The 24,381-nt window shown below is 47.6% G+C and carries 25 protein-coding genes; 11 read left to right on the forward strand and 14 right to left on the reverse strand.

What is annotated here, in order from left to right; translation table 11 throughout:
• Positions 1 to 41: 41 nt before the first annotated feature.
• On the forward strand, positions 42 to 491 hold the full coding sequence (locus Q0882_RS09485) for a DUF6714 family protein (protein WP_299180701.1): 450 nt from the start codon (positions 42 to 44) through the stop codon (positions 489 to 491).
• Here the strand turns inward: Q0882_RS09485 and Q0882_RS09490 are convergent.
• On the reverse strand, positions 488 to 976 hold the full coding sequence (locus Q0882_RS09490; RefSeq protein ID WP_299180704.1) for an Lrp/AsnC family transcriptional regulator: 489 nt from the start codon (positions 974 to 976) through the stop codon (positions 488 to 490). The genes Q0882_RS09485 and Q0882_RS09490 overlap by 4 nt on opposite strands.
• 345 nt (positions 977 to 1,321) lie before the next feature.
• Here Q0882_RS09490 and leuA point away from each other — a divergent pair, with 345 nt between their 5' ends.
• Positions 1,322 to 2,983 carry a 2-isopropylmalate synthase gene (leuA, locus tag Q0882_RS09495; RefSeq protein ID WP_299180707.1) on the forward strand — a complete coding sequence of 554 codons (1,662 nt, stop codon included), beginning with the start codon at positions 1,322 to 1,324 and terminating at the stop codon, positions 2,981 to 2,983.
• A gap of 62 nt (positions 2,984 to 3,045) precedes the next feature.
• Here leuA and Q0882_RS09500 read toward each other — a convergent pair whose 3' ends face one another.
• Complete coding sequence (locus Q0882_RS09500) at positions 3,046 to 4,239, reverse strand: acetylornithine transaminase (protein WP_299180710.1); 1,194 nt, start codon at positions 4,237 to 4,239, stop codon at positions 3,046 to 3,048.
• 249 nt (positions 4,240 to 4,488) lie between these two features.
• Complete coding sequence (locus Q0882_RS09505) at positions 4,489 to 4,965, reverse strand: NYN domain-containing protein (protein WP_299180713.1); 477 nt, start codon at positions 4,963 to 4,965, stop codon at positions 4,489 to 4,491.
• Between the two features lie 166 nt (positions 4,966 to 5,131).
• On the opposite strand from Q0882_RS09505, the gene Q0882_RS09510 reads away from it, so the two are divergent.
• From Q0882_RS09510 to Q0882_RS09520, 3 genes are read left to right on the forward strand one after another with little or no spacing between them, the layout of a single operon-like run.
• The gene (locus Q0882_RS09510; RefSeq protein WP_299180716.1) at positions 5,132 to 6,535 is read left to right on the forward strand and encodes a diguanylate cyclase; all 1,404 of its coding nucleotides are present in this window, start codon (positions 5,132 to 5,134) and stop codon (positions 6,533 to 6,535) included.
• A 13-nt stretch (positions 6,536 to 6,548) separates the two neighbouring features.
• Positions 6,549 to 6,785, forward strand: a complete 237-nt coding sequence (locus Q0882_RS09515; protein WP_299180719.1) for a TfoX/Sxy family DNA transformation protein — start codon at positions 6,549 to 6,551, stop codon at positions 6,783 to 6,785.
• 32 nt (positions 6,786 to 6,817) lie between these two features.
• Positions 6,818 to 8,977, forward strand: coding sequence for a GNAT family N-acetyltransferase (locus Q0882_RS09520; RefSeq protein WP_299180722.1), 2,160 nt, complete (start codon positions 6,818 to 6,820; stop codon positions 8,975 to 8,977).
• On the opposite strand, the gene Q0882_RS09525 is transcribed toward Q0882_RS09520, so the two are convergent.
• Entirely contained in the window at positions 8,967 to 9,470 is a 504-nt protein-coding gene (locus Q0882_RS09525; RefSeq protein ID WP_299180725.1) for a TIGR02281 family clan AA aspartic protease, read from the reverse strand. The two genes, Q0882_RS09520 and Q0882_RS09525, sit on opposite strands and share 11 nt — an antisense overlap.
• 298 nt (positions 9,471 to 9,768) lie before the next feature.
• Between Q0882_RS09525 and Q0882_RS09530 the strand changes: the two genes are divergently transcribed.
• Together Q0882_RS09530 and Q0882_RS09535 are read left to right on the forward strand one after the other, a co-directional pair.
• A complete protein-coding gene (locus Q0882_RS09530) occupies positions 9,769 to 10,218 on the forward strand; it encodes a YaiI/YqxD family protein (RefSeq protein ID WP_299180728.1) in 450 nt (149 codons plus the stop codon).
• A 114-nt stretch (positions 10,219 to 10,332) separates the two neighbouring features.
• Positions 10,333 to 10,734, forward strand: coding sequence for a phasin family protein (locus Q0882_RS09535; RefSeq protein WP_299180729.1), 402 nt, complete (start codon positions 10,333 to 10,335; stop codon positions 10,732 to 10,734).
• Positions 10,735 to 10,791: 57 nt separating this feature from the next.
• On the opposite strand, the gene Q0882_RS09540 is transcribed toward Q0882_RS09535, so the two are convergent.
• Positions 10,792 to 12,672: a hybrid-cluster NAD(P)-dependent oxidoreductase gene (locus Q0882_RS09540; RefSeq protein ID WP_299180732.1), complete on the reverse strand. Its 1,881-nt coding sequence runs from the start codon at positions 12,670 to 12,672 to the stop codon at positions 10,792 to 10,794.
• A 19-nt stretch (positions 12,673 to 12,691) separates the two neighbouring features.
• A complete protein-coding gene (locus Q0882_RS09545) occupies positions 12,692 to 12,934 on the reverse strand; it encodes a Rho-binding antiterminator (protein ID WP_299180735.1) in 243 nt (80 codons plus the stop codon).
• A gap of 75 nt (positions 12,935 to 13,009) precedes the next feature.
• Here Q0882_RS09545 and Q0882_RS09550 point away from each other — a divergent pair, with 75 nt between their 5' ends.
• The 4 genes from Q0882_RS09550 (at position 13,010) to ybaK (ending at position 14,958) form a co-directional block, all read left to right on the forward strand.
• Positions 13,010 to 13,255 (forward strand): DUF3820 family protein, encoded by a 246-nt coding sequence (locus Q0882_RS09550; RefSeq protein WP_299180737.1) that lies wholly within the window; start codon positions 13,010 to 13,012, stop codon positions 13,253 to 13,255.
• Between the two features lie 24 nt (positions 13,256 to 13,279).
• On the forward strand, positions 13,280 to 13,816 hold the full coding sequence (locus tag Q0882_RS09555; RefSeq protein ID WP_299180740.1) for a YSC84-related protein: 537 nt from the start codon (positions 13,280 to 13,282) through the stop codon (positions 13,814 to 13,816).
• Positions 13,817 to 13,825: 9 nt separating this feature from the next.
• Positions 13,826 to 14,404 carry a hypothetical protein gene (locus tag Q0882_RS09560; protein WP_299180743.1) on the forward strand — a complete coding sequence of 193 codons (579 nt, stop codon included), beginning with the start codon at positions 13,826 to 13,828 and terminating at the stop codon, positions 14,402 to 14,404.
• Positions 14,405 to 14,481: 77 nt separating this feature from the next.
• Positions 14,482 to 14,958 (forward strand): Cys-tRNA(Pro) deacylase, encoded by a 477-nt coding sequence (gene ybaK, locus Q0882_RS09565; protein WP_299180746.1) that lies wholly within the window; start codon positions 14,482 to 14,484, stop codon positions 14,956 to 14,958.
• A gap of 6 nt (positions 14,959 to 14,964) precedes the next feature.
• Here the strand turns inward: ybaK and Q0882_RS09570 are convergent, their stop codons facing one another.
• The 8 genes from Q0882_RS09570 to mnhG all read right to left on the reverse strand — a co-directional run bounded on the left by Q0882_RS09570 (position 14,965) and on the right by mnhG (position 24,378).
• Complete coding sequence (locus Q0882_RS09570) at positions 14,965 to 17,622, reverse strand: EAL domain-containing protein (protein WP_299180749.1); 2,658 nt, start codon at positions 17,620 to 17,622, stop codon at positions 14,965 to 14,967.
• Between the two features lie 98 nt (positions 17,623 to 17,720).
• Positions 17,721 to 19,442, reverse strand: a complete 1,722-nt coding sequence (locus Q0882_RS09575) for a Na(+)/H(+) antiporter subunit D (protein ID WP_299180752.1) — start codon at positions 19,440 to 19,442, stop codon at positions 17,721 to 17,723.
• Positions 19,435 to 19,698, reverse strand: coding sequence for a hypothetical protein (locus Q0882_RS09580; RefSeq protein WP_299180754.1), 264 nt, complete (start codon positions 19,696 to 19,698; stop codon positions 19,435 to 19,437). Before Q0882_RS09580 ends, Q0882_RS09575 begins: the two co-directional genes overlap by 8 nt.
• A 4-nt stretch (positions 19,699 to 19,702) precedes the next feature.
• Complete coding sequence (locus tag Q0882_RS09585) at positions 19,703 to 21,145, reverse strand: proton-conducting transporter membrane subunit (protein ID WP_299180757.1); 1,443 nt, start codon at positions 21,143 to 21,145, stop codon at positions 19,703 to 19,705.
• Complete coding sequence (locus Q0882_RS09590; protein ID WP_299180760.1) at positions 21,142 to 22,626, reverse strand: monovalent cation/H+ antiporter subunit D family protein; 1,485 nt, start codon at positions 22,624 to 22,626, stop codon at positions 21,142 to 21,144. Before Q0882_RS09590 ends, Q0882_RS09585 begins: the two co-directional genes overlap by 4 nt.
• Complete coding sequence (locus Q0882_RS09595; protein ID WP_299180763.1) at positions 22,623 to 23,033, reverse strand: cation:proton antiporter subunit C; 411 nt, start codon at positions 23,031 to 23,033, stop codon at positions 22,623 to 22,625. Before Q0882_RS09595 ends, Q0882_RS09590 begins: the two co-directional genes overlap by 4 nt.
• A complete protein-coding gene (locus Q0882_RS09600; protein ID WP_299180766.1) occupies positions 23,033 to 24,016 on the reverse strand; it encodes a DUF4040 domain-containing protein in 984 nt (327 codons plus the stop codon). The genes Q0882_RS09595 and Q0882_RS09600 overlap by 1 nt, the downstream gene beginning before the upstream one ends.
• Positions 24,016 to 24,378, reverse strand: coding sequence for a monovalent cation/H(+) antiporter subunit G (mnhG, locus tag Q0882_RS09605; protein WP_299180768.1), 363 nt, complete (start codon positions 24,376 to 24,378; stop codon positions 24,016 to 24,018). The genes Q0882_RS09600 and mnhG overlap by 1 nt, the downstream gene beginning before the upstream one ends.
• Positions 24,379 to 24,381 lie beyond the last annotated feature (3 nt).

Below are 24,381 nucleotides of genomic sequence, written 5' to 3' on the forward strand. Positions count from 1 at the left end.
TATTCTGGTAGTAAAGGAGTCAATAGGGCTGGGGCCTTGTTATGGATTGGGTGGCTAAATCCAGAGCATTATTTGCGGTAGAAAAACCGGAGCATTTCACGAATTATGAGCATTGTGATGAGTGTGCTGAACATGATGCTACCTTGCGTCAGCATGATCGTGAAAGTATAGGTATTGAGGAGCTGGGTAATCCGGCTTGGGATCCTATCTGCTTTTGCCAGGATATCGGCATGCATTACTACCTACCAGCATTTATCCGATTGTCCCTGGATACCATGAGTGAGGATTTCTATCTGGAACAGTTCCTCTTCCATCTGACTATTGATGGAAGGGAGAATAGCTTCTATGTCAGTTGTAATAGACCTCAGCGGCGATTTATCGCCGATTTTCTGGCTTTCCTCCTTGAAGAGTTCCCTGACAAGATTGAACTTGCATTCTGTGGAGATGACCTTCTAAATGCTTATGAGATCTGGTCGGAAAGTGAAAGTTAGTTGTTCACATAATTGAGAGGCATTGAGGTATTGTCGACGACTTTACGCATTATAAACGCAGATTTAACTCCGGTTACCCCCTGAATACGGGTGATCTTCCCCAGCAAAATATCCTGATATCGATCCATGTCAGGTACCGCGACTTTTAATTGGTAATCCGCATCGTGGCCAGTGATCAGATAGCACTCCATCACTTCAGGCAGTTCCTGGATCGTTTTCTCAAAGGTCTCAAAGCGCTCAGGTATATGTTTATCCATGCTGATATGCAGTATGGCGAACAGGTTGAGATCAATGGCCCGCTCATTAAGTCTGACTACCCGGTCACGGATGACGCCGGATTCTTCCAGCTGTTTAACACGTCTTGAGCAGGGGGCTGCTGTTAAGCCAACGCGCTCAGCCAGCTCTTGATTGGATAGCTCCCCATTGTCTTGGAGTTCGCGCAATATTTTTAGGTCAAAGCGGTCAAATGAGACAGTGTTTTTCATAGTGGATGCCGTGTGTTTTGTTTTATTGCTCTTTTAAGGGTATTTGCTTTATTTTAATTGCGCAAGTTTTGTTATTTTGTGTAAATGAGATCAGAAATTGCGCTCAACACGCTTTAAACTTCTTCTCATCGGTTGAGGGGTTAAAGATCATATGCCAATCAGCATATGAGGGGGCAATCACCATAAGTGTGCGTTACCAGCCAGACGTGGTTTATCAAACCACTGACTTAATAACTGATACTACAAGTGTCTACTGAAAAATTTCCCGCTGTCATCGTTCCCCTGGAACACAAGGCAGCGGGTTTTACATTTTTACGCCTGAACCACTGATATTGGATTCGAGTTATGTTTGATCATCAAAAATACTGCCGCTTTGAAACTGTCCGTTTAGCTGATCGTACCTGGCCGGATAGAGAACTCAATCAAGCTCCGGATTGGTGCAGTGTGGATCTGCGAGATGGGAATCAGGCGTTAATCAACCCGATGTCAGTTGAACAGAAAGCGCGCATGTTCAGACTGTTGGTAAAGTTGGGCTTTAAAGAGATCGAGGTGGGTTTTCCCTCTGCATCCAAGCCAGATTATGAATTTGTACGTAAGTTGGTTGATGAGAAACTGATCCCGGATGATGTGTCTATTCAGGTGCTGACACAAGCAAGAGAGGAGTTGATTAAGAGAACATTTGAAGCATTGGCTGGGGTAAAGAAAGCCAATGTGCATGTCTACAACTCCACCTCTGTTGTACAGCGTGAACAAGTGTTCGGGATGGATGAGGCTGCGATCAAAGAGATCGCTGTTCAAGGGGCTCGTTGGGTAAGGGATTATGCCAGGTTGCATCCTGATACAGAATGGGAGTTTCAGTATTCACCTGAGAGCTATACCGGTACAGAAATGGATTTTGCAATTGAGGTCTGTGACGCGGTGATTTCAGAATGGAAGCCGGAGAGTGGTCAGCGAGTGGTGATTAACCTACCTTCCACGGTTGAGATGTCCACTCCGAATGTCTTTGCCGATCAGGTGGAATATTTCTGTCGCCATCTGAAACAGAGAGATCAGGTACGTATTAGTTTACATACTCATAATGATCGTGGCTGCGCAGTGGCCTCTGCGGAACTGGGTGTTATGGCAGGGGCTGATCGTGTTGAAGGTACCTTGATGGGTAATGGGGAGCGAACCGGGAATATGGATATCGTCACTATGGGGATGAATCTTTATTCTCAGGGGGTTGATCCAAAACTGGACTTCTCCGATATCAAAGAGATTATCGAAGTGGTGGAACACTGTAATGAACTACCCGTGCCCGCACGTCACCCCTGGGCGGGCGAGTTGGTGTATACCGCATTCTCTGGAAGTCATCAGGATGCGATCAGGAAGTCAGTCAAGTTTCACGAAGAGCACCAAAAGGAGCACTGGGACGTAGCCTATCTGCCAATAGATCCGCGTGATATCAACAGAGAATATGAAGCGGTAGTGCGTATCAATAGCCAGAGCGGGAAAGGTGGTGTTGCCCTGGTGTTAGAGCGGGATTATGGTATTGAGTTACCTAAATGGATGCATCTGCCTTTAAGTAAGGTGGTTCAGGCCGCTGCAGAGGAGAAAGGTATCGAGGTTTCACCTGAGTTGATTAAAGCGCTGTACGAGGAGCATTTTGTCTCTGTGCCTGATAGGTGGCGCTTACGTAAATATGATCTGCATACTGAAGATCATCAGGTAAACGCTCAATTCAATATTGGAGATAGTGTTTTCTCGGGTGAGGGAGCCGGCGCGTTGGAAGCTTTGTGTGATGCTTTAAGCAAGCAATATCAGTGCACAATTGAGGTTACCCAATATGATCAGCATGCATTGGGTTGCGGTACTGACGCTTTAGCATTAGCGTCCATATCGGTGAATATTGATGGTGAGATTGCCTATGCTGTTGCGACTGATGAAGATACCTCTGCTGCAGCGCTGCAGGCTATGCTGACCGCATTTAGCCGACAGGCGCAATGTCAGGAGGAGAACGCTGCTTAATGTCAGTGGACTCAATGGGCGGGGCTCTGCAGCCCCGCGATCATCTGTGCAACAGTTTGGGCTTATCGCAAACTGCATAGGGTATCTCCCAGGATTTCGATGGCTTGATCTATCTCCACTGGAGTAATATTCAAGGCAGGGACAAAACGAAGTGTTTTAGTATTTGGGGCATTCAGGATTAACCCTCTTTCAAGGCACCCGCTATAGATTGAAGTTGCAGAGATAGCCTGAGTATCCATCGCGAGTAGCAAGCCCGTTCCTCTGACCTCCCCCAGTGAAAACTGATCTGATACCCCTAATAAAGCATCTTTTAAGTAGGCTCCGCTTGCTTGACTCTGCTGCAAAAAACCACAAGAAAGAACCTCGGAGACTACCTTCTCAGCGACTGCACACATCAGTGGATTTCCATTGAATGTTCCACCCTGATCACCGTAATCAAAGCAGCTCACGCTATGCTTGGTCAAAAGTGCTGAGATAGGTACTCCTCCCCCAAGGCCTTTTCCCAGTGTCAAAATGTCGGGGTCTATGCCATATTGTGTGTAGGCGAAGAGGGTGCCACACCGGCCGATACCTGTTTGGACTTCATCTACTATCAGAAGAAGGTTATGTTTTCGACAGAGTGCTGCTACACCCTCAGCAAAGCTTTTATCAGCAGGAATGACTCCCGCTTCACCCTGTACCAGTTCAAGCATAATCGCAGTTGTCTGAGTATCGATAGCGGCTTCAACTGCATTGAGGTTGTTGAATTCAACTTTGCTAAAGCCGCTCACTTTGGGTTCAAACAGAGGATCAAAAGCCGCTTTGCCAGTTGCGGACATGGTGGCTAATGTTCTTCCATGAAAGCCCTGTTTGAACGTGATTATTTTGAAAGCTCCCTGTTTATGTTTCTGACCCCATTTACGCGCCAGTTTGATCGCGCCTTCATTGGCTTCTGCTCCACTGCTGGCAAAAAAGGCCTGATCGAAAACAGAGTTCTCACAGAGGGTTTCAGCCAGATTAAGCATAGGTGCGTTATAAAAAGCAGGACCGGGATTGATCAGCGTCGCAGATTGCTGATTGAGTACCTTCTGGATGACCTCTGGACAGTGGCCAAGGGCATTAACTGCCCAACCCTGTACCATGTCCAGGTAAGCGCGGCCCTCCTGATCAAACAGATAATGGCCTTTGCCGTGCGTAAAGCATAAAGAGGGCCTTGGGGTGATTGGCATAATAAATTGGGTTTTTGTTAATACATCGGAACTATCTATATTCGACATTTTGCACTCCTATAATGGATGAATGAGTAAATTTCAGGCAAAAAAAAGCCGCAGGTATTAACCTGCGGCTCTTTGGGTGTGAAATTATTTATTACGCTCAGTGATATCGAAGCGGAACACCCAAACAGGCACAGGTCATCGATACGCGGCGTCGCAACGTATGGCTAAAGATTACTGGCAGGGCGGTGATGTTTAAAAGCTTCATGCGCAGAAGTATCTCAGTGCTGAATTGGCGATGCAAGTCCGCAATCAACAAACCAGAAGGTTGGGTAAGATCGAACGGTAGCTATCTGCTGCGTTGATGAGCGATTTTGCGGTCAGGGCTTCCACGCCATAGACTTCAGTTGTGACTGCATACTTCTCACGCACTTTCTTTAAAAGCAGATCAAAATCACCGTCTCCCGATAATAGAATGATCTTATCTACCTCCGGGGCTGTTTCAAGAATATCGATGGTGATACCTACATCCCAATCGCCTTTAGCGGACCCGTCACTACGTTGAATGTATGGTTTAAGTTTTACGTCGAATCCTATATGGCGCAGCGCATCCTGAAATTTCTTCTGACCATCATCTCTGCGCGCAATCGCATAAGCATATGCGTGGCTGATCTCCCCCTCATGTGCGACCTGCTGCCAGAACTTCCGATAATTGAAGGGCGCTCCAAAGGCCTGACGGGTGGTGTAGTAGATATTTTGTACATCTACGAAGATTGCAATTCGCTTCATAACTTACTCATCAGATTCATCTATGTGCCTACTATATCAGATGCTAGAAATGACGCGGCTAAAGAGCGTCAAATGCTGGAAAAAAGGTGGGTAGTGCACTATCGTTGCAAGAGCTGATAAAAAAGGTTTAACTGAGCCTTACTGTTTGATTACTTGGAGCTTTTCAATGCCGTCCGCAGGTTCGACCACCGTTACGAAAAACGGGAAAAAACGAATTGATGTCGCGATCCTTTTTGCTCTTTGTGGTGTCCTGTTTTCAATTTTGATCTTTATTTTTATGTTAAAGCAGGAGCGTGAAGCAGCGATCCAGCAGTTTCAGGGCGAGATGGCGCAACAGGTCGTTTCATTTCAACAGAATTTGATATCAGGATTTTATCTGTTGGAGCGGTTGCAGCTTGCTCTGCAAGTAGGCGGCTCTGTCGAGGCGGGCGAACTAAAACAGCTTCTGCAGGGACAAAACGCAAATTCATCCGTAATAACCGCTGTTATGGTGGTTCCCCCATCTGAATCCCCCCTTATTTATCAGGGAGTGGAAGTGATTGCCCAATCTAAAGAGTTCAAGCAGTTGATCTCCCAGCCGTTGGCCTCTCAGCAGGTTGAGATTCAGCCGATCTATAGTCAGAAAAGTGCCTCCGTCGTACTTGCTGCTGCAACAGATAACCAATATCGGATAGCCGTTGCTGTCAGCATAGAGGGGGCTTTGGTAGAAAGCCCATTGAACAACCTGATTGAACAGGGGGGGATCAGTCTGGCATACGCTGAAGGCCAACAGATCTGGAACAGTGTTAGCGGTAATATTGCACCCGATGCGACCTACTCAACATCCTTACTCCTTCCTGAAGGTGAGTGGTTACTCACGTTAACAGCAACAGAGGAGTGGCTCTCATCAAGAATGAGCTTTACCCCTGCGATGTTTCTCTTAACCGGTTTGTTGCTGTCGTTCTTAATGGCATCCTATCTGCAACGAATCACAAAACACCTTAAGTATCTTAAGAATGAGCAGGCTGCCTTATCTGCACAGGTTGAAGGGAGTTCCTGGAATGACCCGTTAACCGGTCTTGTGAATCGTATCCATTTTGATGAAACCCTGGATATAGAGTGCAGGCGTGCGGTTCGTGATTTCTCCCCGTTAACCTTGATGTTACTGCGGGTCGATCACTATCAATTGTACTGTGAAACTTATGGGGTTGATGCAGCAGAACAGTTGTTGCAGCGCTTATCTCACCGGTTTAAAGAGAGCGTGGCCAGACCTGGCGATATGATTGCTCGCCTGGATGACCATCTTTTCGGGTTTATTCTACCCTCGACAAATGAGCTGGTCAGTGTCCTGGCTGAACGCTGCTGTGATGATGTGCGGCAACTTCAGATTGAGCATTCATCCTCTCCTCAATCCGACTGTGTAACGATTAGTATTGGGGTTGCAACCCTTCAACCTAATCAGCTATTAACTGCGGAAAGGCTCTTTAGCGAAGCAGATAAGCAGTTGGACAAAGTGGTGACTGCGGGTGGAGATCACTACATGGCGTTTAGTGAGGAGATCACTGAACCCTCCCAGACCTACGCCGTTTGATCAGAATTGTGTGATGCGAAATATCGGCCCCGTTAGTTGTAGATGGTTAGCACAAATAGAGATTTATACGCTACCTGAGTTGAAAGCAGTTGGGGCGGTTTCCGCATATAAAATGATCAGAGCGATGCGCACCGAACGAACTAGCTTGAACCTGCTCTGGGCATTAGTTGGCGCGATAGAGGATGTAGATTGTCGCTCGCTGTCAGCTGATCGCAAAGCAGAACTGAGACAACAGCTTCCGGGTCTATAGTTAATTTTCTCCCATATACAGAGAGTCGAAGAATGATGGTGGAGTCACTTTTTACGCGACTAATGCGGGATGCCGCCATACATAATCATCGCAGGTTGCTGGTCATCAGCGGCTCGCACCTATGGTGCCTGCAACAGGTTAAACCTCTTGTTGAGAAAGTGGATATCACTATCAGTGACTCATTCGGGGGTGTTGAGAAACAGATAACTTCCAGCCAGAGTCATAAGCTACTTGGCAAGACGCTTTCGAGTATTATCTTTGATGCCTGGTCAGGCTTTAATCCCAATCGCTTTGGTCAGGTTTCGGGAACCATTGGAGGGGGCGGGGTACTTGTCCTCCTCTGCCCCGATCTTGATGAGTGGCCGGCCTTCGATGATCCTGAGCATGCAGCTCTGGTTGCTTCACCCTATACGACAGAGGATGTGGGCAGGCGTTTTATCTCACGTATAGCCATGTTGCTGGAAGACGATGCGTATACCGTTATCTGCAGAGAATCAAAAGAGCTGGCAGGCGTTGAGATTGAACTTCCTGAACTTCCAGATACGGCCAAACCTCAAGAGGAAGCGATACTTCCCAACAAAACCCCTGATCAGCAGAAGGCAGTCGAGCTGATTCTTAGCCAGTTTCGACGGGGGCGCCGCCCCGTTGTATTAACTGCAGACAGAGGGCGGGGGAAATCAGTTGCTTTAGGGATCGCAGCGGCACAGCTGTCCGGTCTGGATTTCGAGCAGATTTTGGTGACAGCACCCGAGTTTGAGACGGTTGAGGAGCTGTTTGCGATGGCTGGTCAGTTGTTACCGGATTACCAGCATGAAAAGGGGAGCCTGCACAAAGGGCAGCATTCAATACGCTACCTCTCTCCTGAAAAGGCTCTGCAAGAATCTGGCGGCGGTAAAGTATTGCTGGTAGATGAAGCTGCCGCGATTCCCGTGCCGATCCTGAGCGCATTGCTTGAGCGTTTCCCTCGTATCGCATTTGCATCAACTGTTCACGGTTATGAAGGGACAGGTCAGGGCTTTTCGCTACGTTTTAAAAAGGTTCTAAATACCCTCACGCCAAAATGGAAGGGTTTGCATTTAAAGCAACCGATCCGCTGGTCTGACAATGATCCACTTGAACGTCTGGTGTTCAATCTCCTGCTGTTAAATGCAGAAGCCTCAGAGTGCAGTTCAGATCTTCCACTGGAGGATTCTGAACTGTCGGTTAGGTTGCTGGATCGGGATCAGTTGGCAGAGGACTATCAAACCCTCAGTCAACTGTTTGGCCTGCTCACTTTGGCCCACTACCGAACGACACCGGGTGATCTGCGTATTTTGCTGGACAGCCCTAATCTCTATATATGGCTACTACGAAGTAATCATCATGTTATAGGGGCGGTATTGGTCTCTGATGAAGGCCCTTTGCCTGCAGAACTGATTGAAAAGATCTGGGCTGGAGAGCGGAGGCCGAGAGGTCATCTGCTTCCACAGGCGCTCGTGTGTCAGGAGGGGGCGCTTCAGGCAGCCTCATTGAAAGCGGGAAGAGTGATGCGGATTGCGGTTCATCCTGTGTTGCATAGAAAGGGGCTGGGAACCAAGATACTGCAGTATGTAATCGGGCAGTCTAAGCAGATGGGATGGGACTATTTGGGATCAAGTTATGCAGCGAATCCTGAACTGCAACATTTCTGGCATCAAAATGGGTTTGATACTGTGAGAATAGGTTCAGTTCGCGATAGCGTCAGCGGGAGTCATGCTGCGCTGGTAATGTGTGCGCTGAATGAGAAGGGAAAAACGGTGCAGACCGGATTGCGTGAGCGTTTTATTGAGCAACTGAATTACAGGCTTTCCGATGATCTGGTTGATCTGGAAGTGGCTGTTGTGTGCCGACTCCTCCAGCATGCCGGTTTCACACCAGTGCTAACCCCTCATGACAAGAGTGATCTCAAAGCATTTTCATATCATAACCGCAGCTATGAAAGTTGTGCTTTTGCGATCCACAAACTACTACTTCGTTGCCTGGATAAGATCAGTGATGACAGGTTACTCAGTCTGCTTGGGAACCCTGATTTTCAACGGCTTGTTGAACGTAATCTGCAACAAAAGAGTTGGTCTGAGCTTGATCAAGCGGGAACGGGGCGCAAGCAGATGATGCGTCAGTTTCGAAGTGTGGTGGAACAGTTGCTTGATGGAGAGGAGAGGCTCAACGTTTAAGCGTTAACGTGTCGCCTTTCTGGGTTATCTCCAGATATTGCATGAAACTCATCCCCAATAGCACAGTATCCCCTTGCATATAAGGGTTGATATGGCCCCTTACCTTTTGCAGTGTGATCCCTCCAAGGGAGACCGTATCAAGTTCGGTATGGAAAACGTCAATGGTGCCATTGGCGGTTCCCACCTGCTGTTTTAAACCCGCTCTCAATCCGATTTTCTCAGCTACGTTTTTGGGCACGCTGATGGTGGTGGCACCTGTATCCAAGAGAAAAACCACTTTATGGCCGTTAATAAACCCCGGGGCCACATAGTGACCTGCATGGTTACGTTTAAGTACGACTTCGGCAGCAGTGTCGCTGACAAGGGCTTGGTTGGGGTTGTAGCGCTCTTCAATCAGGTCATCAAAATAGAGATAGAGCATCCCCATCATAAGCAGCCAGGCGATGGTCCACATCCCTTGCCCCAGCCTTTTAGGTGTATGCCGATCACTCATACCTGAGAGGTCCTCAATGTCATTACCTGATCTGTCCATTGTAGGTGAGAGATGTGTAGAGGAGAAGCGTTCGGCTTTGAGAGTGAATAAATTATCGTTGATGAAAGAGGGGGAAGCCTGGGGGATCTGACGGATCTAAAAGGTAAGTATGGATAAGTGGATCTTGAGTAGGCCGGTTTTTACTGTACCGGATCATATTTCACTGAATCTTGAGGAAACACTGCGATAATATAGCTGTAGCGTAAAAGTCGCTGTTTTGTCATGTTGCTGTATTAGGTTATTGAGATAGAGGTATTGAATGCATATATGGGTAGATGCGGACGCTTGTCCCAAAGTGATCAAAGAGATTTTGTTCAGAGCGGCTGAACGTAAGCAGATATCGGTAACGCTGGTGGCCAACCAATTTTTAAGTACGCCGCCTTCGCCTTATATCAGCGCTGTACAGGTGCCGCAGGGGTTTGATGTCGCGGATAACCATATTGTTGAAAAAATGTCTGTTGGCGATCTGGTCATTACGCAAGATATACCGCTGGCGTCAGAGGTGATTGATAATCAGGGTGTTGCTATGAATCCCCGTGGCGAGTTGTATACCACGGAAAATATTAAGCAGCGTTTATCGATGCGTGATTTTATGGAAACCCTGCGCAGTTCTGGCGTAGAAACTGGAGGGCCTGCTGCTTTCAGTCAGTCTGACAGGCAGGCATTCGCGAATCAATTGGATCGTTTTCTAGCCAAAAATTGTAGATAGATACTTTTTTTGTGCACTGCACAAAAAAGTTCTTGACTAAAAAACGTCCAAGTTTTATCTTAGACACCAATGGATTGCTGCATCGCAGCATGAATAACTTTTGGAGACAAAACTATGTACGCTGCTAACAACCCTTTCGCTGATTTTTTCAAACCAGAAATCTCTGAAGAGATCGCTGCACTGTTCAAGCCAATGCAGGACCTGGTTGAAGTAAACACTAAAACTGTTGAAACTCTGGTTACTCTGCAGAAAGCTTACGTTGAAGAGCTGGCTAATGCATCTGTTGAACAGTTCAAAACTCTTTGTGAGTGCAAAGATCCAAAAGCTGCTCTGGACCTGCAGGTTAAATTCTACAAGTCTGTTGAAGCTAAAATGACTGAAACTGCTGAGAAAAGCGTTGCTGCAATGTCTGTAGCTAAAGATGCATATGTAGCAACTGTTGAAGAATCTACTAAGAAAGCGACTGAAATGGCTGAAGAAACAGCTAAAAAAGTTGCTGAAATGAAAGTAGCTTAATTTCAGTTTACTGATTCAAAAAGCCCGGTGCTGAAAAGTACCGGGCTTTTTTTTGTTTTATAGCGCCACTTCAATATCAGATTCAGGTACACAGCTGCACGCCAGAATCAGCCCTTGATCCTTTTCATCTTCGCTCAGTGGAATTTCGGAACTGCGGTGAACACTTCCTTTTAGCAGCTTAACCTTGCACGCTCCACAGACACCTGAACGGCACCCGAAAGCGATCACTACACCCTTCGACTCTGCCTGTTCCAACAGATTACGTTGATTGTCACCGTTAACCGCGTGACCATTAAGTATGAGCGTAAGCGATTTTATATCTGCACTGCTATCAATCCCCGGAGGGGATCCAAAGCTCTCTTCAAACCATTGACTGTCATCAACTCCCAGTTCTTGGCAGTATTCGCGCGCGTGTTTCATAAACCCTTCAGGACCACAGCAGAGTACAGTTCTTTCAGCGAGGTCAGGAATCAGCTCAATCAATTGATTACGGTTTATTTTTCCTTTGACCCCTTGCCAGTCGGCTTCTGGCTGGCTGAGGCTGAAGATCAATTTAAGGCGGGGGTTCTGTCGTTCCAACCACAGTAGTTCATCTTCGCAGATCAGGTCAGATTCGGTGCGAGCCTGATGATAAAAAATGATATCTCGCTGGCTGTGGGTATCACTCAATTGACGTGCAATCGAGAGCATTGGCGTGATACCACTCCCAGCCGAGAGCAGCAGTAACGCCGCATCACCACAGTTACCTTCATGGAAGAGCCCCTGAGGCGCTAACGCATTTATCCGATCTCCCGGTTGAATATTATGATGTAGCCAGTTAGATACGGTACCTTCGGTCACCCTCTTTACGGTAATTGCGATATCTGCACTACGAGAGGGGGATGAAGATAATGTGTAACAGCGAGAGACAGGGGTGCCGTCAATGTTTAGCAGCAGTGTGATGAACTGACCCGCAAAGTATTGCAGATGCAGATTCTCGGGTAGGGCGAACCTGAAGGTGGCTACATCTCTGGTTTCTTCTACTCGACTGACACAGTGTAACTCGATTGGCTGGCTGGATTGCCACTGCTGCTTTGAGGGAGCCGCCTGTAGTTCCCTAACAAGGGGAGCGTTGTCCGGGTATATCTCAGGTAGTTGGGTTTCAAGCACTTCCAGCGTATCACCATACTGTATCTGTCCTTCGTTCAGAGGAATCAGATTCTGCCCAAAGTACACCTCATTGTCTTTACCACGGCGGAAATTAGCCAGTGTCTTTATCGGTTCGCCTGTTGGAAGTTTTTTGCCTGTTTCTGGGTCGAAAGTAGTCATATTGCAACGTGAGCAGGGTTTTACAATTTCAAATTCCACTTCGCCGATACGGATTCTTTTCCAGCTATCCTCTTCAAACGGTGTGCAATTTTGGATGACTAAATTGCTACGGAATTGGTCCATGGTTATCTCTGAAGAGCTGCGGCGATTCAGTTCCTTCAATGACGCTTCTGAGATAATCAGCAGTGGGTAACCATCGGCGAAGGCCACTGGGGTTTCAGGTGCTCTTGATGTGTATCGTTCAGATTGCTCACCAAAGAAAAGGAGCTGGCACTCTCTATCCAGTTTATTGCTGAACCATTGATCAAACTGCTCACCACACAGTTGTGCATTAATTTCGTTTCCCCATACCCAGACTTGCCGATAGTTTTGGAACAGTTCTGGGTAGCGGAGCGTTATATGGTCCCCGTCTGGTGCTATCACCTCTAGCCCATCTTGGCGAAGGACCGCCTGGTATTGAAGGAGTGAGGGTTCCTGACGGGCTGAGAGAAGTTCACCATCCGGTGTACAAAGCATAAATCGGCGATCAAATGAGATCCCTGATTGGGCGACAAATGCAGAAGATAAACGAATACCGGCCAGAGATTTGATGGGGTATATATTAATTTCACTCAGTTGGATTGTTGCCACGTCTTTTTCCTGAAGTTGGTCAGTAGGGAAGTTGGCTGGTGATCCAATCCAGTCTGATTCTGAACTGTTCGCCCGCTCTGTTTTCTGCGATCAGAAACTCTTGTCCCGCTTTTGATTCGAGATCTATACAGCGAAGCTCCTCTGTTCTGGTATCTCCCTCTTCGATCCAGTTTATCTTATGAACGGCCCGGCGCATGCAGGCTAATTCAAAACCATCATGGATTTCACAATTGATGGGTTGATATCGGTTATCTTCAGCCATTACCCTAAACCACGGTTGTAAAGTTATTTACAGAATAATGCCTGTCCGGCTTTTTGAACAGAGAGAGAAGATAGAGTGGATCTAGATAAAAAGCATCTGGTTAAGCTGGCTAATATGCAGATGCCATTTGGAAAATACCAGGGGAGAGTTCTGCTAGACCTACCAGAAGAGTATCTGCTCTGGTTTGCCAAAAAAGGATTCCCGACAGGTGAATTAGGCTTCCTCATGCAGTTACTGTTAGAGGTGAAAATTAATGGTCTTGAGTCTGTGTTACAACCTTTGCGGCAAGCACCAAACTCACCTAGGCTAAAGCCAGAATAAACTATTTTGCTTAAGGGTGGGTAAATGTTGGGACGTATATTATCGGCGCTGCTAGTAGTGTCATGTTTGTTTGCCACGGGTGCTGGTCAGGCTGCATCCAACGCTGAAATTGATGCCAAAGCAACAGAAGCATTAAAGAAGTTCTATCAGCACAGTTCAGCAGGAAAAGCACTTTATCAACAGGCAAAAGGCGCACTGATCTTCCCTGAAGTTTACAAAGCCGGTATAGGTATCGGTGGTGAATATGGTGAAGGAAAGTTGATCGAACATGGTAGAACAACAGGGTATTACTCAATAGCTGCCGCTTCAATTGGGTTTCAGTTAGGTGCACAGATAAAAACTGAGATTATTTTGTTTATGACGGATGCAGCACTGCGCAGCTTTAAAAACAGCGAGGGCTGGGAAGCTGGTGTGGATGGCAGTGTCGCTCTGGTAACCATTGGAGCCGGTGGTGAGATTGATACCAGTACCATTAAAGATCCAATTATTGGCTTTATATTTTCTAATAAAGGTTTGATGTACAACCTTTCTTTGGAAGGTTCTAAGATTACCAAGAAATAGGGACAGCTTATGAAAAAGACCATTCTTTGTGCCTGCCTTTTAGGGCTGGCCTTAAATACAAATGCGGGTAAACCTGAGTGGGCTGGGAACCCTGGCGGTAAACAGGGTAATAAGGCTGAGATGAAAGCCGAAAAAAAAGCCGAATCCCGATCTAAGAAACAGAAAGGGAAGGATGAACAGAATATTGTAAGTGATTCGGATTCTATTCTGGATGATATCTTCTCGGATAACGAGCGAAGCGTGATAGAAGATTACTATAACGATCAGGCCGTATCCGGCACAGGTCAGTACAAGGGGAAGAAAAAAGAGCTGCCACAAGGCCTAAGAAAAAAGCTTGAGCGTGGTGGGGAGTTACCTCCCGGCTGGCAGAAGAAAGTTGAGCGAGGTGAGGTGCTGGATAGTGATCTGAGACGCCAGGCCGAATATCTGCCTGAAGATCTTCTGGATCGTCTACCCAGAACCGATGCAGCAACGGAGATTATTAAGCTTAAAGATAAGATTATTCGGGTTGGTAGAGGTCAGGGCACGGTCATTGATGTGATTGATATTGCTGACATTCTGACTGGACGCAGTCATTTAAGTGAATAAAATAAGCTTTACTGCCAGAAAAGAGCCGTCCTTTAGAGGTCGGCTTTTTTGTGTCTTCAACCCGATGAGAATTTCATATGACACCTGCCATCAATGCGGCTAAAAAAGCTAAAGTTCAATTCAAGGTACATGAATACAAACATGACCCTAATACGGAATCTTATGGTGAAGAAGCAGCTGATCTGTTAGGTAAAGAACCCGCTCAGGTTTTTAAGACTCTGCTGGTTGCTGTGAATGGGGATAGCAAAACACTGGCTGTTGCTGTTGTTCCTGTATCGGGCCAACTTGATCTTAAAGCGATGGCTACAGCCCTGAAAGCCAAAAAGGTCTCTATGGCAAACCCTCAGGATGCGGAGCGTGCAACCGGGTATGTTGTTGGTGGGATCAGCCCTCTGGGACAGAAAAAGCGTTTGCCACTGGTGTTGGCAAAGAGCGCTTTAAACTTCGAAACGATCTGTATGAGCGCCGGTCGACGAGGTCTGGAGATTGAGATGTCAGCAGATGACCTACTCAAACTTAGCGGTGGTATAACTGCTGAAATAGCCAGAAGCTAAGCTGGTTCAAGCTTCTACTTGCTGTTTGAGCATTGTCTCAAGCACTTCTGCTGTTACGGGTTTACTAAAATAATAGCCTTGGGCCATGTCACAGTTCCGGGCCTGCAGTAGTTTCATCTGATCCTGAGTTTCTACCCCTTCGGCGATGACTCGAAGTCCCAACCCATGAGCCATATCAATCGTAGCGTATACGAGCTCCAGATCTGCAGGGTCAACTGAGATATCGTTGATAAAACTGCGATCAATTTTCAGTGTGTCAAACGGGTAACTTCTCAGATAACTCAGAGATGAGTAGCCTGTACCGAAGTCATCCATTGAGATATTGATCCCCATAGTGTTCAGTTCACTAATCGCTTTATCAATATCTGCGTGCTGTGCCATGAGCACACCTTCGGTTATCTCGAGCTCAAGATTCTGGCCGCCTACGTTATAGCGCCTCATTTTGGCTGACAGGTTTGATAACAGCATAGGATCTCGGAACTGGCGTGGGGATACATTGATAGCGATGTGAAAATTGGGCAAAAATTCATTGATCCATGCACCGCTCTGTCTTAACGATTCCTCAAGTACAAACTCTCCGATCTCCACGATCATCCCAGTATGTTCAGCGACAGGAATAAATTCGGCAGGAGAAACCGACCCCAGATGTTGAGAGTTCCAGCGTAGCAGTGCTTCGGCTCCGATAATCTCCTGATCTTCCAGGCGCAGAACAGGTTGGTAGAGCACATGCATCTCCTTACGTTGAAGCGCATGGTGCAGCTGTTCTTCAATATTCAAACGTCGGGTGACCCCCAGGTTCATCTCCTGAGTAAAGAAATGCAGGCTGTTTCGACCCAACGCTTTGGAGTGATACATTGCAGAATCTGCATTACGAAGTAGTTCAGCTGGGTTACGCCCGTCATCAGGGTAGACCGCGATCCCGATACTCATTGTCAGAAGAATCTCACGGCCATCAACCGAAAGAGCACTACGGAATTGTTGTAGCAGATTTTGTGCAATGGGAAGAGCCTGATCTGGGGTTTTAAGATCATTCAGCAGCACAATAAATTCATCACCGCCCAGACGCCCAACGGTATCTGTTTCCCGGATTGCAGCTTTGAGCCGTTTAGCGGCTTCAATCAGTATCTTGTCTCCGGTGTCATGCCCCATCGTGTCATTAACTTTTTTGAAGTCATCCATATCGAGGAAGAGCACTGCGACCATACTCTTTTTTCGGTCCGCTTCCATCAGCATGGTTTGTAAGCGGTTCAGGGAGAGAAAACGGTTTGGTAGTTCGGTTAAACTATCGAAATGAGCCTGATGGAGGATCTTCTCTTCCTGAGCTTTCTGTTGGGTTATATCCTGTTTTACCGCCAGGAAATGGCGTATCTCGCCTTTGGAGTCGAACACCGGAGCGATATGCGCCTCTTCCCAGAATATCTCCCCATTTTTTCTTCGGTTTTGGAACTCTCCGCGCCAGGCTTTGCCCTCGCTTAGCCGTTCCCAGAGTTCAGAGTAACGCCCCAAAGGGGTTTTACCTGATTTGAGTAGGCGTGAGTTTTTGCCGATAACTTCGTTCTGATGGTATCCGGAAACTCGTTCGAAGGTGCTGTTAACATATTCGATATCACCATTGATTGAGGTTATCACGACAGATACGGGGCTCTGTTCAACTGCTTGAGAGAGGGTCAGAATACGCTCTTCAGTTTTACGTTTCTCTGTAATGTCACGTCCGATGCCGACAATGCCTTGCAGTGCCCCATCCATATCTTTAAAAGGTGCTTTGAGCGATTCGATCAGGATCTGCTGCCCTTCACTGTTTCGAATCCAGAGCTCATCACTGAGTAGAGTTTGGTCAGTTAGAACCTGAGTCTCCTTCTCATAGGTGTTTACTGCGTCATCAGAGCTGAACAGATCTCTGTCGGTTTTACCGATAATCTCGTTTTCGTTACGGCCCAAAAACTCCTGAAATGCTTTATTACACCCCAGATAATTGCCTTGAGTATCTTTGATATAGATATGATCAGGTAGATTATCGATTAAACCACGGAGCAGACCACGTTCACGGTTAAGGGTTTGACGACTCACCCTGAGCTCTTTTTCTGCGGCCCTTCTCTCTTTCTGCCGTCTCAAAATAAGCCCCATAACCATCGTACCGATCGGGTAGATTGTCAGGAGTGTGGGAGCGATTGCAGCGATAATTTTGAACCGTAGATGTTCAGGCATAAAGAGAATCAATCCCAAAACAGATACCTGTATCAGTAGTCCCAACAGGTAGAGCCTGAGCCAGTTGAGTGGCTGTTGGTATTTGTCGCTTAGGTAGCGCCAGGATAAACCAATAAGAGCGGAACAGATGATGACTGCGGAACCGACATAGATTCCGGCACCGCCTTGGAATAAGCGCAATGATACGGTCATCAAAACGGCGATCAATGTGGGAACAGGGCCGAAAAACAGCCCGCACAGGCTGATTAGAATCCAGCGTGCATCGAAGAAAACCCCAGGTGTTAGCTCCCAGGGGGTTAGCATCACCGCTATACCCAAGCCGCCGATGAGGAGGCCACTGACCATATCGCGGAGCAAGCGGCTGCTAATCTTATGCAGTCCTAATGAATCGTAGACAATCCCCATCGCAAGGAGTAGGGCGACATTATTGATTAAACCTGCAAAGCTAGAGTTTTCCATTATAACTGTGAGCTCTCATCCTTAGGATGTAATTGCACCTATATCCACAGCTAGGATGACAACATTCCATGTAAAGTCATTAATCCCTTAGGTGAACATTACAAATAGTAGAGGGTCAATGTCAGCCCGAGGAGGGCTGCAACCCATAAAACCATACTTCCCGTCGGCCAGGTACGTGCCAGCAAACCGTGGGAACCATGATGTAATGATAGTAGCTGAATAATTTTATTAAACAATTGATTCAAATTATTTCGGGTCTGAAGGTCGACCGGAGAGAGTCGGTTAAGTGACTGCTTAATCTGATCAGGAAGGAATTTTCGGTAGATCCACTCAGTATCCAGATTGATCGATTTTAGTTCTGGCGGGTAGATTTCTGCCAGCTTCAGCCAGGTGAAGGCGAGGGCAGAAAATGCCAGTAGCTGCAGCTGAGCCAAGACGTGACTGACATCGTAGGCACTGTATTCAATAGCGTAGGGGAGGTGCTGGTACAGATATTGGGGGAAACATCCTATGCCGATACAGAGGGTCGCTGCGATCGCCATTGCGATAAGCATGTTTGCAGGCGGTTCATGTGCAGTGTCGACAAATTTAGAAGGTTTATAGAAGAAGGCGAAGAATGGAATCTTAATACCTGCATGGTGGAAGACGCCGGCGCTGGCAAATAACAGTGCTAACCAGACGAGATCGTAGTTCTCATATAAAACAGCAGTCACAATTATAGATTTACTCACAAAACCGCTAAAGAGCGGGAAGGCCGAAATTGATGCGGCTCCTATAATGCAGAGCATTGTTGTTTTAGGCATCTTCTTATACAGCCCGCCTAGTTCGGATCCCCTCATCTCTCCTGTGACATGGAGTACCGCACCCATACTCATCATAAGAAGGCCCTTAAACAGAACGTCATTAAAGGCATGAGCAACTGCGCCATTAATAGCGAGCTCTGTCCCGATGCCTATCCCCACAACCATAAATCCCAGTTGGTTGATCAGGCTGTAAGCCAAAACGCGGCGAAGATCGTTTTCGATAACTGCATAAAAAATAGGAAAGCACGCCATCACCGCTCCGATGTAGATTAAGCTCTCAGTGCCTGCAAACCCACGAGCGAGTGCATAGATTGCCACTTTAGTGGTGAAGGCTGTCAGGAATACGGTACCGCTAGGTGTGGATTCAGGATAGGCATCTGTCAGCCAGTTATGCATCAGGGGAAAGGCGCTTTTAATTCCAAACGCGATAAACAGAAGCAAACCTCCGGGTGCGTCCAGACCTATATGGTTGAACGCTAGTCCTTTATGAGTCTGAGCATAGATTAACGCGCCCGCCAGGAGTAGCACGCCGGAGCAGATCTGAATAATGAGATAGCGGATACCCGCCTGAGCTGAACGTGTTGATCGCCGGGCAAATATTAGAGTGGCTGAGGTGAGTGCCAGTAGCTCCCAAAAGATAAACAGCGTGAGCAGATCACCTGCGAAAACAGCGCCGACAGCGCTGGCAGCATAAGCCAGTGCTGCCATATCCTGCAGACGGTCACGAAGATGTAAGGCATAGATCACGCCGATGAACGCCGCCAGGTGGAAAAGGTAACCGAATAAGATCGAAAGCGAGTCAATACGGGTCGGGGTCACTTCAAGCCCCATCAGAACTGCTTGTGTCGTATAGTTTTCTGGCAGCAGGCTAAGATTCAGTGCACCCAATAGCGGTGTCAGTACCATAATAAAAGGGCGTACCATTCTTGGCGCAATCAGGCTCAGGACAGCTCCAACGAAGAGGATAACGGCTGGTGGAAGCGGAAAAGCCCAAGTCAGCGGTAAGAGGTTACTCATTATCTGAGGGCTCCTCTTCTGAGTTGTAAAACCGTTCACTCCTCATAATCAGTTTTCGCAGCTCCTTAGCCAGTAGTACCAGAATCACGCAAGAGATAAATCCATAGATTGCATAAAATCCGAACAGCGTTTCCCAGGGATGGTCCGTGTGGCGATGAATAACCGCATCCAGAAAGAACAGCACAGCACAGCAGATAGTTAATGCCTGGATGATTCTGCGGATATTTTTGGGGTGGTCAAAGAGATCTTTTTTCATAGGTTTAGCCTCCCCCCAACATGGAAAAATGCTGAAATAATTGTTCTGGCAATAAAAATAGAATGATACAAAGTGCGGTCGTAACGGTTGCAGCTGTTCGGTTAAGCAGAGGAGCTTCCTGATAAACAGGCGTTGCAGTTTGCGCTGGTTTTAAAAAGGCCCGAAGGGGAATCTCCATCAGATAGGCCAGATTGAGAATTGAACTGAGTAGAAGCGCGGCAGTCAGCAGATAGTGTTCAGTCTCTACGGTGCCCTGTAGTAACCACCATTTGCTCCACATACCTGCAAAGGGGGGCAGTCCAATGGTTGAGAGCGCAGCTAATGTAAATAGGCCGATGGTAACTGGGATCTGTTTACCGCAGCCGTCCAGTTCAGACACCTTTGTTTTATGCGTTGCTAATAAAATGGCACCTGCACAGAAGAACAGTGTGATTTTGCCAAAGGCGTGGGTCACCATATGCATGGAACTCCCAACAACGCTTGAGTGAGTCGCAATCATGGTACCGAGAATGATGTAGCTTAGCTGGCCGATAGTGGAATAAGCCAACCGTGCTTTGATGTTGTCTTTTCGAAGCGCAATCAAAGACGCTGTTACCAGTGTGAACCCCGCCAGATAAGCAACAAACTCTGCAGCTGAAAGTCCCGCAACAAGGTCACTGCCAAACAGGTAGATAACAACTTTGAGCAGAGTGAAAACCCCAGCCTTTACGACGGCTACGGCATGCAAAAGCGCGGAGACTGGTACGGGGGCTACCATCGCTTGAGGGAGCCATCCATGAAAGGGCATCAGTGCTGCTTTCGCTGTACCGAAAACAAATAGTAGTAATAGTGTATTGAGTGTCAGCGAAGTGAGCGTATCGGGAAAAATGCCGCCGGGTGTAAACTCTAATGTACCGGCCAGCTGTGCACTCCATACAGTAGCAAGCAGGAGAAACATGATTGATGTACTCATCAATATGCCAAGATAGGTCCGTCCCGCCTTTTTAGCTTCTTCACTGCCGCTGTGGGTAACGAGGGGGTAGGTCATTAGGGTGAGCAGTTCATAAAACAGGAAGAGGGTAAGCATGTTTCCTGAAAGGGCTATGGCCTGCGTTACTGCAATGGAGAGTGCGAAAAAAACATAGAATCGGGTCTGATTTTTCTCTTTATGTCCGCGCATATACCCCACAGCGTAGAGTGATGTGATCGGCCAGAGAAAGCTCACAAGCAGGGAAAAGGCGATGCCTAGTGGCTCCGGGCGAAAGAGCAGTGGATAACCGGGCAGTGGAGTTGCCAGAATTAACTCTGACGGGATCTCGGCCGACAGATACTGAGTTAGGGACAGCAGAAATAATCCCAATCCACCCAGCAGAGTGATCCCTTCTCTAAGATTGGGCCAGCGCGAACACAACGGTAGTGTGAGAGCTACCAATAGAGGGGTAAGGGGAAGCCAGATCAAAGGGTTCATTGGCCGCCCCCCATCACCAGTAGAGTGGAGGCTGAGTCTGCCAGATCAACGGTAAGATGGGTATTTAGACCGAAATAGATATTGGCAGCGGCCAGAATGGCCATAGGTACAATCATCGACACGGGAGCTTCATGAACGGCAACCGTTGAGGGGGGAGATTGAAAAAAGATCGATTCTACAATCTTCCAGATGTAGATCACCGCAAGTACCGACCCGGCCAGAATAATCAGGGCGAGTGGCCATAACCCCAGTTCCAGTGTTGCCTGAATCATATACCATTTGCTGATAAAGCCTGCTGTTCCCGGAATGCCGATCAGGCTCAAACCACCTACCAGAATGGATACGGAGGTCAACGGCATATGCCGAATTAAGCCCTGACTGCTATGAAGCTCGGCGTCTCCGAGCTTATAAACCATAGCGCCTAAGCTGAGGAAAAGAGCGCCTTTCATTAACGCATGATTAAAAATATGCAGCATCGCCGCTGTCAGACCGCTGTGATTAGCCAGGCCGATCGCCAGTGCTATATAACCCAACTGAGCCACACTGGAATAGGCTAATAAACGCTTCAGATTGACCTGAAAGATCGCGACCAATGATGCACTGATGATTGCAGTGCTACCCAGAGCGATCAGGATGAGATCCAGAGGCATCGCGTCGAGTGAAAAATCCAACGAGAAGATATTCAAAAGAAATCTCAGAAGCATGTAAACGGCAACTTTTGTGGCTGTGGCAGCCAGGAGCGCACTAACGACAGAGGGGGCGTAGGTGTAAGCGTTAGGCAGCCATAAATGCAGCGGAAACAGTGCGAGTTTGAGCCCGATCCCTACCGTGATAAACGCAAAGCCTGCCCGAATGGTTCGATTATCATAAAGTGCGGGCAATCGACCGGCCAGATCCTGCATATTGAGCGTGCCCGTATGCATATAGAGAAAACCAATACCGATCAGAATAAAGGTAGCCCCGATTGTACCCATCACCAGATATTTGAAGGCTGCATTTAGGGCTCGTCTGTCCCGCCCCATGCTAATCAGGGTATAGGAGGCGATAGAGGAGATCTCCAGAAAAACGAAGACGTTGAAGACGTCGCCACTGACACAGATTCCGGTCAGTCCTGCAATGGCAAGTAGTAGCGTGGCATAAAACGGAACAATACGGAGCTTACTGATCTCCTGCTCGACTGAGTATCGGGCAAAGAGCAGAACCAATGTAGCTAACCCGGTGACAAGTATCAGCATAAACGCACTGAGAAGATCAATGCGGTACTCAATCCCCCAGGGAGGTTGCCACCCACCCAACTCATAACTGATGGTGCCTGTTATCTGGACCTGCTGTAGAAGCAAGACACTGCAATAGAAGCTGAGCAGGCTGGCAATCAACGTAATCAACCAGCTAGCACGTGCCCGGTCAATTAAGATGCAAAGAGGTGAGGCCATCAGTGGCAGAAGAATAACCAGTACAGGAAGATGGAGGCTTAGGCTCATATCTCCTTTTCCTCAGCTATCTGTTGCTTCTGGTCGGGTGTATCAGCTTCGTCCTGAGCATTATCGATCTCCTGTAGCTCATCCTCCTCCACCGTCCCGTAGGTTTCTTTAATACGCACGATTAACGCTAATCCCACCGCTGTCGTTGATACAGAGACGACAATTGCGGTCAGGATCAATACGTGCGGGAGTGGGTTCGAATACAGAGTGATTCCCTCTTCGAGTATGGGGACATGTCCGCCATCCACATTGGCTTCGCTGATATAGAGAATAAAAGCTGATGCCTGAAACAGGCTTAAACCAATAATCTTCTTAACCAGATTGCCTTGAGAGATGACTACGTAGAATCCCGCCATCATAAGAAAGATGACGATCCAATAATTAAACAATCCTGGGAAATGACTCATTAGGATCCCCCTCTGCCTGTTTTTACGGCAATGCGGGCGCGACCTGAAAATGCAAAAAATATGGTCAGAATGACAGAAAATACGGTTATACCGACGCCTATTTCGACCAGAAAAATACCGAGGTGCTGCCCGGCAGTTGGAGACTCCGCTAACGCGGAATAATCCAGAAAATTCTTGCCCATAATCAGAGTTGTAACCCCGACCCCAGCGTATAGAAGGACGCCGAGTGCGGCCATTCTCCGGAGCCAGTTGGGAGGGATAATCAGCCGGGCATCGCCTTCACCGAACACAAGATCATAGAGGATAAAGCCACTCGCAAAGATAACACCTGCCTGAAAGCCGCCGCCGGCCCCATAATCACCATGTAGTTGTACATAAAGTGCAAAAAGCAGTATGAACGGCAGTAACATTTTAATAACAACACGAAGGACTAACTGATCTCCGATAGCAGAGCGTCCCGGATGGATCTCACCGCTATCCTGAAGGCCTAGAATGATAATGACAGCAAGGCCTGCGCAAAAGATCACAAAGGTCTCCCCGAGCGTGTCATAGCCTCGGTAGCTTGCCAGCACAGAGGTCACCATATTTGGAATCCCGATCTCATCGGCACTCTGTTGAATGTAGCGGGGGGCAACATGTGTTTGAGAAGGGGCTTCAGGGTCGCCGACAGTTGGTGCGTCCAGTGTGCCATAAACCAATGCAGCACCCGTGATACATACCACCAGAATAGGGATCAGGGGAGAGTGCTTCGGTGTCTGCTCATATCGACCGGTCAGCCTCAGGGTTGCCAGCATCAGTACGGTAGTGACGCCCGCACCCACAGCTGCCTCAGTAAAAGCGACATCGATCGCATCCAGAGTCAGAAAAAAAGCAGCGGTTAAAAAACTGTATATTCCAAACAACATGGTGACTGCAAACAGATCACGTAAGCGGATCGCCGCTATGGCAGTGATTGAGAGCATTGAGAGAAGTGCGATGTCCATTAAGGTTTCGATAGGTCACCTCCTCTGGACGGAGCATCGTTGTTATCTTTCGGTTGATCAAATATCACCGGGCGCTGACCTCCATGGAGGGCTGCTTTTGCCATCGCATGGGAAGCTGTTGGGTTTGTTGCCAGAACAATCAGCATGATCAGTACCAGTTTGATGCTGTCTAAAGAGAGTTCCGGTTGATGAATCAAAATACCGAGTATCAAAACAGGGGTTGCTAGTGTTTCTGTGACCCCTGCTGCGTGAACCCGTGAGAAAAAATCCGGAAGGCGGAGTAAGCCGATTCCGCCCGTCAGACAGAGAAAACCACCAACCAGAAAACAGAGTGTACTGAGTAGATTAATCAATATCTCCATGAT

Source organism: uncultured Neptuniibacter sp. (genome assembly GCF_947498015.1).
GTDB lineage: Bacteria > Pseudomonadota > Gammaproteobacteria > Pseudomonadales > Balneatricaceae > Neptuniibacter.

Coding starts and splice junctions, on each gene's coding strand:
- Q0882_RS09485 (WP_299180701.1), top strand. CDS start 42: ATGGATTGGGTGGCTAAATCCAGAGCATTATTTGCGGTAGAAAAACCG.
- Q0882_RS09490 (WP_299180704.1), bottom strand. CDS start 976: ATGAAAAACACTGTCTCATTTGACCGCTTTGACCTAAAAATATTGCGC.
- leuA (WP_299180707.1), top strand. CDS start 1,322: ATGTTTGATCATCAAAAATACTGCCGCTTTGAAACTGTCCGTTTAGCT.
- Q0882_RS09500 (WP_299180710.1), bottom strand. CDS start 4,239: ATGTCGAATATAGATAGTTCCGATGTATTAACAAAAACCCAATTTATT.
- Q0882_RS09505 (WP_299180713.1), bottom strand. CDS start 4,965: ATGAAGCGAATTGCAATCTTCGTAGATGTACAAAATATCTACTACACC.
- Q0882_RS09510 (WP_299180716.1), top strand. CDS start 5,132: ATGCCGTCCGCAGGTTCGACCACCGTTACGAAAAACGGGAAAAAACGA.
- Q0882_RS09515 (WP_299180719.1), top strand. CDS start 6,549: ATGCGAAATATCGGCCCCGTTAGTTGTAGATGGTTAGCACAAATAGAG.
- Q0882_RS09520 (WP_299180722.1), top strand. CDS start 6,818: ATGATGGTGGAGTCACTTTTTACGCGACTAATGCGGGATGCCGCCATA.
- Q0882_RS09525 (WP_299180725.1), bottom strand. CDS start 9,470: ATGAGTGATCGGCATACACCTAAAAGGCTGGGGCAAGGGATGTGGACC.
- Q0882_RS09530 (WP_299180728.1), top strand. CDS start 9,769: ATGCATATATGGGTAGATGCGGACGCTTGTCCCAAAGTGATCAAAGAG.
- Q0882_RS09535 (WP_299180729.1), top strand. CDS start 10,333: ATGTACGCTGCTAACAACCCTTTCGCTGATTTTTTCAAACCAGAAATC.
- Q0882_RS09545 (WP_299180735.1), bottom strand. CDS start 12,934: ATGGCTGAAGATAACCGATATCAACCCATCAATTGTGAAATCCATGAT.
- Q0882_RS09555 (WP_299180740.1), top strand. CDS start 13,280: ATGTTGGGACGTATATTATCGGCGCTGCTAGTAGTGTCATGTTTGTTT.
- Q0882_RS09560 (WP_299180743.1), top strand. CDS start 13,826: ATGAAAAAGACCATTCTTTGTGCCTGCCTTTTAGGGCTGGCCTTAAAT.
- ybaK (WP_299180746.1), top strand. CDS start 14,482: ATGACACCTGCCATCAATGCGGCTAAAAAAGCTAAAGTTCAATTCAAG.
- Q0882_RS09570 (WP_299180749.1), bottom strand. CDS start 17,622: ATGGAAAACTCTAGCTTTGCAGGTTTAATCAATAATGTCGCCCTACTC.
- Q0882_RS09575 (WP_299180752.1), bottom strand. CDS start 19,442: ATGAGTAACCTCTTACCGCTGACTTGGGCTTTTCCGCTTCCACCAGCC.
- Q0882_RS09580 (WP_299180754.1), bottom strand. CDS start 19,698: ATGAAAAAAGATCTCTTTGACCACCCCAAAAATATCCGCAGAATCATC.
- Q0882_RS09585 (WP_299180757.1), bottom strand. CDS start 21,145: ATGAACCCTTTGATCTGGCTTCCCCTTACCCCTCTATTGGTAGCTCTC.
- Q0882_RS09590 (WP_299180760.1), bottom strand. CDS start 22,626: ATGAGCCTAAGCCTCCATCTTCCTGTACTGGTTATTCTTCTGCCACTG.
- Q0882_RS09595 (WP_299180763.1), bottom strand. CDS start 23,033: ATGAGTCATTTCCCAGGATTGTTTAATTATTGGATCGTCATCTTTCTT.
- Q0882_RS09600 (WP_299180766.1), bottom strand. CDS start 24,016: ATGGACATCGCACTTCTCTCAATGCTCTCAATCACTGCCATAGCGGCG.
- mnhG (WP_299180768.1), bottom strand. CDS start 24,378: ATGGAGATATTGATTAATCTACTCAGTACACTCTGTTTTCTGGTTGGT.